The organism is Pseudomonas sp. (assembly GCF_050739995.1).
Taxonomy (GTDB): domain Bacteria; phylum Pseudomonadota; class Gammaproteobacteria; order Pseudomonadales; family Pseudomonadaceae; genus Aquipseudomonas.
The window spans coordinates 1-11,170 of sequence record NZ_JBOICG010000547.1 but is presented as its reverse complement, the minus strand read 5'-3'; the positions used below and the strand labels follow the sequence as shown (position 1 = coordinate 11,170).

Below are 11,170 nucleotides of genomic sequence, written 5' to 3'. Positions count from 1 at the left end.
CTTTAGAGCAGTTCAAAGCTCTGCTGCTGCACATCCTGGGAGTCCAGCCCGATCTGCACATTGAACTGGCCCGGTTCAGCCGCGAACTTGAGCTGGGTGTTGTAGAACTTCAAGTCTTCCTCGGTGATGGTGAAGTGCAAGGTGCGTTCTTCTCCCGCCTTGAGCATGACCTTCTGGAAGTTCTTCAGCTCCTTGATCGGTCGGATCATCGAACCGGCCACGTCCTGGATATACAACTGCACCACGGTTTCGCCATCCACCTTGCCGGTGTTTTTAACCGTGATGCTGGCGTCGAGCTTGCCGGTCTTGTTCAGGGTAGTGGACGACAACGCCATGTCCGACAGGCTGAACGTGGTGTAGCTCAAGCCGTAGCCGAACGGAAACAGCGGCCCGGTGATGTCATCGAAGTACTGCGAGGTGTAGTTGCCTGGCTTGCCCGGGGTGAACGGCCGGCCGATGGTCAGGTGGTTGTAGTAGGTCGGAATCTGCCCCACCGAACGCGGGAAGGTGATCGGCAGCTTGCCCGATGGGTTGTAGTCACCGAACAGCACGTCGGCGATGGCATTGCCGCCTTCGGTGCCGGCGAACCAGGTTTCCAGGATCGCGTCGGCCTGTTGGTTCTCATCGAGAATCGACAGCGGGCGGCCGTTCATCAGTACCAACACCAACGGCTTGCCGGTGGCCTTGAGCGCCTTGATCAGGTCGCGCTGGCTTTGTGGGATGTTCAGGTCGGTGCGGCTGGAGGACTCGTGGGACATGCCACGGGATTCACCCACGGCGGCCACCACCACGTCGGCACTCTTGGCGGCTTTGACGGCCTCGTCGATCATCACCTGCGGCGAGCGGGTGTCATCCACCACTTCCGGCGCATCGAAGTTGAGGAAGTTGAGGTAGTCGACCACGGCCTTGTCATTGGTGATGTTGGCGCCACGGGCATAGATCACCTTGCCTTTTTCGCCGATGACCGAGTTCATGCCATCCAGCAGGGTCACCGATTGTGCCGGTTTACCCGCAGCGGCCCAACTGCCCATCATGTCGATTGGCGCCTTGGCCAATGGGCCCACCAGGGCGATGGTCGCGGATTTTTTCAGCGGTAGCGTTTCATTCTGGTTTTTCAGCAGCACCAGGCTGCGGCGCGCGATATCACGGGCGTCGCTGCGGTGCAGGCGGCTCTCGGCGTAGGTGTCGGCCGGGTCATCCTCGGCCTTGCCGATGCGCAGGTACGGGTCTTTGAACAGGCCCATGTCGTACTTGGCGCCGAGTACTTCACGCACGGCGTTGTCGATGTCGCTCTGCTCGATCTCGCCGGACTTGAGCAACCCCGGCAATTCCTTGCCGTACAGCGAGTCGTTCATGCTCATGTCGATGCCGGCCTTGATCGCCAGCTTGGCGGCTTCACGCCCGTCCTTGGCCACGCCGTGCTTGATCAGCTCGAAGATCGCACCGTGGTCGCTGACGGCCAGGCCCTTGAAGCCCCAGTCCTTGCGCAGCAGGTCGTTCATCAGCCAGGTGTTGGCGGTGGCGGGCACGCCGTTGATGGAGTTCAGTGCCACCATCACTCCACCGGAACCGGCCTTGATCGCCGCGTGGTACGGCGGCAGGTAGTCCTGGTACATCTTGACTGGGCTCATGTCGACCACGTTGTAGTCGCGACCGCCTTCCACCGCGCCATACAGGGCGAAGTGCTTGACGCTGGCCATAATGCTGTCTGCATTCGCGGGGCTCACGCCCTGGAACGCCTTGACCATCACTTCGGCGATGCGTGAAACGAGGTAGGTGTCTTCACCGAAACCTTCAGAGGTACGGCCCCAGCGCGGGTCTCGGGAAATGTCGACCATCGGCGCAAAGGTGATGTCGAGGCTGTCGGCGGCGGCTTCCTGGGCGGCGATGCGTCCGGAGCGGCCGATGGCGTCCATGTCCCAGCTGGAGGCCAGGGCCAGGCTGATCGGGAAAATGGTCCGGTGGCCGTGGATCACGTCATAGGCGAAGAACATCGGGATCTTCAACCGGCTGCGCATGGCCGCGTCCTGCATCGGACGGTTTTCCGGGCGGGTGATGGAGTTGAAAGTGCCACCGATGCGGCCGGCGGCGATTTCCTTGCGGATCAGCTCGCGGGGCATTTCCGGGCCGATGCTGATCAGGCGCAATTGGCCGATCTTTTCATCGAGGGTCATCTGCTTGAGCAGGTCGCTGACGAAGGCGTCCTTGTCTTTAAGCGCAGCAGGCTTTGTTTCTGCCCAGACGGGGTGAGTGGCCAGCGTGGCAACAAGGCCGAGCAAACACAGCTTTTTCATGACTATCCTTTTTCGGCTTACTGCACGGCGCAAATGCACCGTTCTGCCAAAATGTGGGGAACTTATGTTGTTGTTCGAGTGTTATTGCGCAAAATGCACCACACTTCTGAACTCTTATTCGCGCAGGGCATCTTTTAGCTGATTGACTCGATGCAATCCAGTAGTGGCCGCGGATTATGCCTCAAGCGCGTGATCGATAGGGTCAGCAGTCAAATTCCATCCCGTTTCGCCAGGAGAAACACTATGCAAGCAGCACACACCTACCGTTGGGGCTTCAAGGCCGCGGCTCTGCTATTGATCAGCACCGTGCTGAGCGGTTGCGGCATCAACACCATTCCTACCCTGGATGAACAGGCCAAGGCGGCCTGGGGCCAGGTGCAGAACCAGTACCAGCGCCGTGCCGACCTGATCCCCAACCTGGTGGAAGTGGTCAAGGGCTATGCCGCCCATGAGCAGGACACCCTCACTGCCGTGATCGAAGCGCGGGCCAAGGCCACCTCTATCCAGGTGGATGCCAGCACCCTCGACAACCCGGAAAAACTCAAGCAGTTCCAGCAAGCCCAGGATGGCTTGAGCGGTGCCCTCAGCCGCCTGATGGTGGTGTCCGAGCGCTACCCGGACCTGAAGGCCAACCAGAACTTCCTGGCCTTGCAATCCCAGCTTGAAGGCACTGAAAACCGTATCGCTGTGGCCCGTCGCGACTTCATCCAGGCGGTGCAGGCGTACAACACCGAGATCCGTACCTTCCCGGGTCGCCTGTGGCACAGCATCATGTACAGCGATCTGCCGATCCGCGCCACGTTCGAAGCCACCAGCGCCGATGCCGATAAAGCTCCCCAAGTGAAGTTCAAATAAGGCTTCCCTGAGGTGTCGATGCGTTTATTACGGATAGGCTTGGCGCTGTGGTTGTTGGCCTGCGTGGGCGTGGCCCAGGCGGCGCTGACATTCCCGGCCTTGACCGGTCGGGTGGTGGACAACGCGCAGATGATCGACCCGGCCACGCGCCAGCAGCTTACGCAACAGCTGCAGGCGCTGGAGCAAAACACGGGCGACCAGATTGTGGTGGTTACCGTGCCTGACTTGCAGGGCTTGCCCATTGAAGACTTCGGTTATCAATTGGGTCGCCAGTGGGGCATTGGCCAGAAGGGCAAGGACAACGGCGCACTGTTGATCATCGCCCGGGATGAGCGTCAATTGCGTATCGAAGTCGGTTATGGCCTGGAAGGCGTGCTGACGGATGCGCAGTCGTGGGTGATCATCAACCAGGTGATCGCGCCTAAGTTCAAGGCCGGCAACTTCAGCCAGGGCATCAGTGATGGTGTGGCGGCGATGTTGCAGGTGGTGGGCGGCGAGCCGCTGGCGGTACCGGCCCATGTGGCGGATGCCAACTTTGCCAAGGATAATCCCGGGTTCTCCATCGGCTTGTTTATCCTGCTGATCGGCGTGTTGTGGTTATGCAATCGCCTCGGCCTGCCGGTGGGCGCTATCCTGCTGGCGATTCTCAGCAGCAGCGGACGCGGCGGTGGTGGTGGCGGGGGAGGCGGCGGTTTCCGTGGCGGTGGCGGTGGTTTCGGCGGTGGCGGGGCTTCAGGTGGCTGGTAATGACAATAACGAAAAAGAGCATCTACAACCATGGCATTACTGACTGAACACGAGCAGCGCCAGGTCGCCGAGGCCATCGCCCGCGTCGAGAAAAACACCGATGCGGAACTGGTGACCGTGCTGGCCGCCCGCGCCGACGATTACGCTTACATCCCGCTGTTGTGGGCCAGCCTGATCGCGTTGGTGGTGCCGGGCGTGGTGCATTACTTGTCCGGTTACCTGACCATGTACACCTTGCTGCTGGCACAGTGGGCGACGTTTATCGTGTTGTGTCTGGTGTTTCGCTTGCCCAAGGTCACCACGCGGTTGATCCCCCGTTCGGTGCGCCACTGGCGGGCCTCCAACCTGGCACGCCGGCAGTTCCTGGAGCAGAACCTGCACCACACGCTGGGCAGCACCGGGGTGCTGATCTTTGTCAGCGAAGCGGAGCGGTATGTGGAGATCCTGGTGGACGATGGCATTTCCAAACGCCTGGATGACAGCAGTTGGGATGGGATCGTCAAGACGTTCACCCAGCAGGTGAAACAGGGGCAGACGCTGGCCGGGTTTATCACCTGCATTGAAGCCTGTGGTGAGTTGCTGAAGGTGCATGTGCCGTTGACGCAAACCCGCAACGAGCTGCCGAACCGTCTGATCGTACTCAAGTAAATCATCCAACTCCGGTTGAAAATGTGGGAGGGGGCTTGGCCTCGATTGCAGTGTGTCAGTCAACAAAATCATTGGCTGATTCACCGCAATCGGGGGCAAGCCCCCTCCCACATTTGGATCTGTGCTGTTCAGGCAGGGGACCGCTGGTCAAATAACTCCGTGCCCTGGCGGTCCATCCCCCCTAAAATGCCCGGCATTCCCAGCCCGAGGCGTTTTTGTTCATGTCCGTCACCGCTCAACCTGCCCGCCCTGCGCCGGATCATCACGCCCAGTTCATTGAACTGCTGAGCACAAGCCTGGCGCAGCATGCATTCATCAAGCTGGTGCTGGCCAAGTACGTGGGTGAAGAAGCCGAGTTGCAGCGGCTGATCATCAAGCCGGTAACGGTCAAGGAACAGCCGTGCCTGTCCTTCGTCTACCGCTACAAGACCCGCGATATCACCAAGAACTTACCCTTGGCCGACGGCGTGGCGGCGATTGCCGAGTTGCTGCCGGCCTCGTTCAAGAACGCACACTTGCTGTCGCTGACCGACGAAGCCCAGCTGGAATACAGCAAGAAGAACAAAAGCTCGCTGTTCAAGAGCAAGCCGCAGCAGCTGCGCGAAGCGCCATCGGCCGAACACAACCGCGAGAAAAATCGCTTCCTCGACCTGAGCCGGCCGTTCCTTGCCGACCTGGGCGTGACCGACGCCAAGCAGGCGCTGATCCCATCGATGTCGCGCAAGTGGAAGCAGATCAACAAGTTCATCGAAGTGTTCAGCCATGCGTTGACCTCGTCACCGTTGAAGCTGGATCGGCCGGTGCGCGTCGCCGATTTCGGCTCGGGCAAGGGCTACCTGACCTTTGCTATCCACGATTACCTGCGCAACACCCTCAAGGCCGAGGGTGAAGTGACCGGCGTCGAGCTGCGTGAGGACATGGTCACCCTGTGCAACAGTGCCGCCGCTCGCTTGGAACATCCGGGGCTGGTGTTCAAATGCGGTGATGTACGCAGCGTGGCGCCCAGCGAGCTGGACGTGATGATCGCCCTGCATGCCTGCGATATCGCTACCGACTACGCGATTCACACCGGTATCCGCTCCGGTGCCTCGATCATCATGTGCTCGCCGTGCTGCCACAAGCAGATCCGCCTGCAGATCCAGAGCCCGGTGCTATTGAAGCCGATGCTGCAATACGGCCTGCACCTTGGCCAGCAGGCGGAAATGGTCACTGACAGCTTGCGTGCATTGTTCCTTGAAGCCTGTGGCTACGAGACCAAAGTGTTCGAGTTCATCTCGTTGGAACACACCAACAAGAACAAGATGATCCTCGCGGTCAAGCGCGCCGAGCCGTTGGATAACGCGCAATTGCTGGGGAAAATCCAGGAGCTGAAGGCGTTCTACCACATTACCGAGCACTGCCTGGAAACCCTGCTGCGTGCGGATGGTTACCTGAACTGACACCGGGTAAATGTGGGAGGGAGCAAGCCCCCTCCCACATTTTAAGCAGCGCTCGGCTTTGAAACGGGGGCTGGGTGTACAGCGGTCTTGCGCCCGAGCATCACCGTGACGATCACGCCACAGGCAAACAGCCAGGTAACCGGCTCGATCTGTTCACCGAAGAACATGGCCGAAAACGCGATGGTGAAGAATATCTGCAACAGCTGAATCTGGCTGACCCGGGCAATGCCGCCCATGGCCAGCCCGGCGTACCAGGCGAAGAACCCGAGGAATTGCGAGAACAGCGACACATAGCCGAACGCCCACCAGGTGCGCATGGAAATCGCGCCTTGATGTTGCGCCGCCAGGTACCACACCGGGCCGATCAATACGGGTGTCGACAGCACCAGCGCCCAGCAGATTACCTGCCAGCCACCCATCTCCTTGGCCAAGCGACCACCTTCGGCATAACCCAAGCCGCCTACGGCAATCGCGCCGAGCATCAACAGATCGCCCGCCTGAATACTGCCGGCGCCGGTGATCAATGCGTAACTCAGTACCAATGCGCTGCCCTGCGCCGCACAGGCCCAGAAGGCTTTCGATGGCCGCTCATGGGACAACCACGCCGCGTACAGCGCGACGCACAGCGGTTGCAGGCCATTGACCAGTGCGCCATGGGACGCCGGCAAGGTTTGCATGGCCCAGGCCGACAGCACCGGGAAACCCAGGATCACGCCGGCAATGACCAGGCATAAACCGCGTACCTGACGCCAGGTCGGCCAGCGCTCACGACGCCACAGCAACAGTGCCGCCGCCGGGATCGCCGCAAACAAGGCGCGGCCCAGGCCATTGAGTAGCGGGTGGATTTCCTGCACCACGATACGGGTGAAGGGCAGGGTCAGGCTGAAGATGATGACGCCCAACAGGCCGAGGGCCATGCCGGTGTTTTCGCGCGAGCTCATGGGAGGATCCGAAATGGAGAGGGCTTCCTAGGAGGCTCATATAGCCACAATCCTCGTCGATCACGGGCCTACAGCTGCGTGTGGATTTATCCGTACAGTTTCGCCAGACACTGAAGATCGAATGTGGGAGCAGGCTTGCCTGCGATACAGGCACCTCGGTTCGTCAGTGAAACCGAGGTGATCCCATCGCAGGCAAGCCAGCTCCCACCCTGACCCGTGCGAGCCTTAGAAAAATCGTGTGATGCTGATCTTCGCGTCACGGCCCTTGGTGTAGGCACGGTCGCCGCTCAAGGCCGGGCGGAAGTTGCTGTTGAACAGGTTGTCCACGGTGAAGTTCACCTCGGTGCCTTTGAGGTAAGCCTGTTGCGGTTTCCATTTGGCAAACAGGCCCTGGGTGTTGTAGCGCTTGTTACCGTACTGGTCGTAGAACAAGTCGCCGAGGCCGCTGCCAGGGCCGCCTGCGTATTTGTCGCTGGGCAGGCGATCGGTCGCGCCGATGAATTGGCCCATCCAACCCACCTGGGCATCCCAGGCCGGAATGTTTGTGCCCAATACCAGTACCCATTTGGTCGGTGGAATATCACGTGCCGGCACGTCCGGGCCCCATGGGTTGGTGTAGGCGCCTTCGTGGTCACCCTTGGCATAGGCGAACGACACCGAGCCGAACAGGTAGGTGGAGTTGTAGAACGATTCCAGCTCAAAGCCCTTGATGGTCAGGCCGCCGATGTTGCGATAGTTGGACATCGCGCCCGGTGGGCAGGCGCTGGAGATGCTGCCGCCGTTGATGGCTTGGTTCTGGCAACCCACGCCCGTGGCCTTGAAGATTTCGTCTTCGACCTTGTTGTGGAACAGCGTGGTACGCAGTTGCAGGTTGTCGTCCTGGGTGATGACGTTGTCGAAGCTGGTCACGCTACCCACGCTGATCGAGGTGATGCGCTCCGGGTCGAGGTCGACGCTGGTGGCCGTGCGGCTGCCCAGGCCTTGGACTTCATACTGCTCGTCGATGACTGGCGCGCGCCAGGTCTTGCTCCAGTTGGCGAACAGTCCCAAGTGTGGGTTGACGTTCCAAAACAGCGCCAGGCGTGGCGACCAGCCGGTGTAGGTGCGATCGCTGTAGTCGTGTCCGTAGGACGGGTCCGGGTTGTTGTAGTACGGCGCATCGTTGCCTTCGCCGCGGTTGCGCACGTGGTCGTAGCGCAGCGAAGGCGTGATGGTCAGATCGCCGACGGTGACAGCATCTTGTACAAAGAAACTGTTGGTATCGACCTTGCCATGGGGCATGAAACCCGGCTGGAAATGCCCGTAGTTGTAGCGCGCAGTGTTGTAGGTGGCGCCGGGCATCCACATCTCGGTTTCGCGAATGTGCTTACGGATCTGCCCACCCACTGTCAGCGCGTGTTTCAACGGCCCGGTGTCGAACAGGCTGACGTTGCGCACGTCGAGGTTCTTGTCGGTGTAGGACGTGTCCATCTTGCGTCCGCCGGTGGCCAGCTGGAAAAACGCGGTGGCGTCGCGCTCGTCGGTCTGGTCGGTGTTGGACTGGGAGTATTTGATGGTCAGGTCTACCAGCGGGTTGTCCTGCGGCGTGTACTCATACTTGCCCGACCAGGTGGTGTCGGTGGTGTCACGGTGGGCTAAAAAACGTTTCAGTGCGTTCTCGTAGCCGTAGCGGTCGATGTTGAACTGGGACGGTGGCGTCGGGTAGCTGGCGGCGGAGAAGGGTGTCCAACGATTGCTGTGGGAGCGCGAGTAGGACAACCCCACGCTGTGCTCGTCGGTGAAGTGCGCGTTGACCTTGAACAACTTGCCGTCCACGTCCTGGGCCGAATTGGGCAGGCGCTGGGGGTTGATTGGGTACTGGTTGTTCTCGTTGGGCAGTTTGGCGGCCACTTTCATGTCGCCGCCGTCACGTTGGGTGAGGTAGGCCAGGGCGTCGAAGCGACCGTCGTCAGTGCGGCCATACACGGCGCTGCTGTAGACCTGTTCGTGGTCGTTGCTGGAGTAACCGTATTTGAGCATGGCGCCGCTGTTGCGGCCGTCCTGGAGCAGGTCGGGGGCATCCTTGGTGGTCATGTTGACCGTACCGCCAAAACCGCCGTTGCCGGTGAACGGCGAGTTGGGACCTTTCTCCACTTCGATGCTTTTGATCAGCTCGGGCTCGATAAATACCGTGCCTTGCTGGTAACGCTCGAAGCCGCTCTTGGTGGCACCGTCGACGGTCATCGGCACGTCTTCGGCATCGCCGAAACCACGGATGTTGATGGTTTGGCCACCGGGTTTGAGCGAGCCGCCCTGGCTGACGCCGGGCAACGTCTGCAACAGGCTGGGGATGTTGTTGGACTGGTAGCGGTCGATATCGGCCTGGGTCAGGGTGGAGCGGTTGACGGTGCTGGAGTCGACTTCGTTGCCGGTGCCAATCACGCTGAGAGCGTCCAGTTGGATCGCACCACTGTTTGTGGTCTTGCCTTCATCGGGACGCACCACGTAGGTCGTACCGACCTTGATCAGGGTGAACTCGCCGTTTTTCAGCAGGCTGCGAATCGCCACTTCCGGAGTGAACTCGCCGCTGAGCGCCGGCGCCTGCACATTCTTGAGCAGCGCTTCATCGAACAACAGCTGGATTTTCGCCTGCTGCGCCACCTGGCTCAGGGACGTTGCCAGCGGTTGGGCGGGCAGTTGCAGCTTGAACGACTCGGCCTGGGCACTGAGGCTGAACGCCAGGCAGGTGGCAATAAGGGTCGGTCGAAGAAACAGGTGCGAAGCGTGGCAAGGCGCGCGAAACATGAAATCCCCCGGTGCGGCTAAATAGCCAGAAAGGTGTGCTTATCAAACACAGTCGGGAGGAAGACGGGACAGGCAAAAAAATCCACACATGCAAATGCAAAATATTCTCAAGTGTGAATTCTGTGGCCCTACTTACGCGGTTCGATTCTGACGATGCCATCGGCCGAGGCCACGGTTTTCACCGGCAGCAGGGCAGGCAAAGCATTGAGCAGGGCGTCCGGGTCATTCACATCCAGATTGCCCGAAACCTTCAACTGCGCCACGGCACGACTGACCTGCAACGGGGCTTGAGGGCGGTAGAGGCTCAGTTCATCGATCAGGCTGGCCAACTCGCGATTGCGAAAGGACAGGTGCCCGCTGCGCCAGTCGGCCACCTCTTCAGCGGTGAGGGTTTGCTGCTGCACGGAGCCTTTGGCGTAGCTGTAGATGGCGCGTTGCTGGGCGCCGAGCAGGGCCACCGGGCTTTTTGCATCTGGCTCGAAGGCCACTTGGCCATGGGCGACACTGACCACCAGTTGCTGCTGGCTGCGGCGTACGTCAAAACCGGTGCCGACCACCCGCACATTGGCCTCGCCGGCTTGCACGTACAGCGGCCGTTCTTTATCGGCGGCGACTTCGATGTACAGCTGACCTTTTTCCAGGTGCAGGATGCGCTGGTGTGCCGTGAAATCCACGCGCAGGCGTGTGTTGGCATTCACATACAAGGTGCTGCCGTCGGGTAGGTGCAGGGTGCGCATGCCTTTGGCGTGGGCGGCGACCTGGCTGTGGTAAAGCTCGCGGGGCGCGCCGATGTGACTGGTCATCAAGGCACAGACCAAGGCAGCGGCCACGGCCAGGGCAGGGCGCCACGCTGAGGGTTTGCGTTTGGGCAGTGGAACGGGCTTGTTGTGCTGCTGCAATTGGGCGAGGTCGGCCCACAATTGCTCGAACTCGGCATAGGCGCGGGCGTGGGCCGGCTCCGCTTGCCAGGCGGCAAAGGCCTTGCGGTCGGCTCGCCCCGACTCGCTGCGGTTGCGCGCAAACCAACTGGCGGCTTGGGCATCGATCGAGTCGCTCGCTTCGATGTCCAGGGCGTCGTTGTCGCTCAGGCGGTTCATTCTGGCTGCTCCGTGCCGGGTGCGTGTTGAAGGCGTCGCTTGCAATGCAGCAGGGCAAAAGCGATGTGCTTTTCCACCATGCTGGTCGAAATGCCCATGCGCTCGGCGATCTGCGCCTGGCTCAAGCCTTCGAAGCGGTGCAGCATAAGGGCTTCTCGCCTGCGGGGCGAGAGTTCGGCGAGGACTTCTTTCAACTGTTCCAGGCGTTGCAGGCGAAGTGCAGCGGCCATGGGGTCGTTTTGCTCGTCGGCGACCGGCTCGGCGTCCATGTCGGTCGGTCCTGTGTGGGCGGTGTGCCGTACCTTCTGTTTGCGCCAGTGATCACGCAGCAGATTGCGCGCCATCTGGAACAGAAACGCCCGTGG

The 11,170-nt window shown here is 60.7% G+C and carries 9 protein-coding genes; 4 read left to right on the top strand and 5 right to left on the bottom strand.

What is annotated here, in order from left to right; translation table 11 throughout:
• Nucleotides 1-2: 2 nt before the first annotated feature.
• Nucleotides 3-2,294 carry a beta-glucosidase BglX gene (gene bglX, locus ACRESD_RS17960; protein WP_431752146.1) on the bottom strand — a complete coding sequence of 764 codons (2,292 nt, stop codon included), beginning with the start codon at nt 2,292-2,294 and terminating at the stop codon, nt 3-5.
• A 243-nt stretch (nt 2,295-2,537) separates the two neighbouring features.
• On the opposite strand from bglX, the gene ACRESD_RS17955 reads away from it, so the two are divergent.
• The 4 genes from ACRESD_RS17955 (at nt 2,538) to ACRESD_RS17940 (ending at nt 5,983) form a co-directional block, all read left to right on the top strand.
• Nucleotides 2,538-3,149 (top strand): LemA family protein, encoded by a 612-nt coding sequence (locus tag ACRESD_RS17955; RefSeq protein WP_431752145.1) that lies wholly within the window; start codon nt 2,538-2,540, stop codon nt 3,147-3,149.
• 18 nt (nt 3,150-3,167) lie between these two features.
• On the top strand, nt 3,168-3,896 hold the full coding sequence (locus ACRESD_RS17950) for a TPM domain-containing protein (RefSeq protein WP_431752144.1): 729 nt from the start codon (nt 3,168-3,170) through the stop codon (nt 3,894-3,896).
• Between the two features lie 30 nt (nt 3,897-3,926).
• A complete protein-coding gene (locus ACRESD_RS17945) occupies nt 3,927-4,544 on the top strand; it encodes a TPM domain-containing protein (RefSeq protein ID WP_431752143.1) in 618 nt (205 codons plus the stop codon).
• A 221-nt stretch (nt 4,545-4,765) separates the two neighbouring features.
• A complete protein-coding gene (locus ACRESD_RS17940) occupies nt 4,766-5,983 on the top strand; it encodes a class I SAM-dependent methyltransferase (RefSeq protein ID WP_431752142.1) in 1,218 nt (405 codons plus the stop codon).
• Between the two features lie 41 nt (nt 5,984-6,024).
• Here ACRESD_RS17940 and ACRESD_RS17935 read toward each other — a convergent pair whose 3' ends face one another.
• The 4 genes from ACRESD_RS17935 to ACRESD_RS17920 form a co-directional block, all read right to left on the bottom strand.
• Entirely contained in the window at nt 6,025-6,924 is a 900-nt protein-coding gene (locus tag ACRESD_RS17935; protein ID WP_431752141.1) for a DMT family transporter, read from the bottom strand.
• A 225-nt stretch (nt 6,925-7,149) separates the two neighbouring features.
• Nucleotides 7,150-9,708, bottom strand: a complete 2,559-nt coding sequence (locus ACRESD_RS17930) for a TonB-dependent hemoglobin/transferrin/lactoferrin family receptor (RefSeq protein WP_431752140.1) — start codon at nt 9,706-9,708, stop codon at nt 7,150-7,152.
• A gap of 128 nt (nt 9,709-9,836) precedes the next feature.
• Entirely contained in the window at nt 9,837-10,805 is a 969-nt protein-coding gene (locus tag ACRESD_RS17925; RefSeq protein WP_431752139.1) for a FecR family protein, read from the bottom strand.
• On the bottom strand, nt 10,802-11,170 hold a 369-nt coding region (locus ACRESD_RS17920; RefSeq protein WP_431752138.1), incomplete at its 5' end, for an RNA polymerase sigma factor. The genes ACRESD_RS17925 and ACRESD_RS17920, both read right to left, overlap by 4 nt.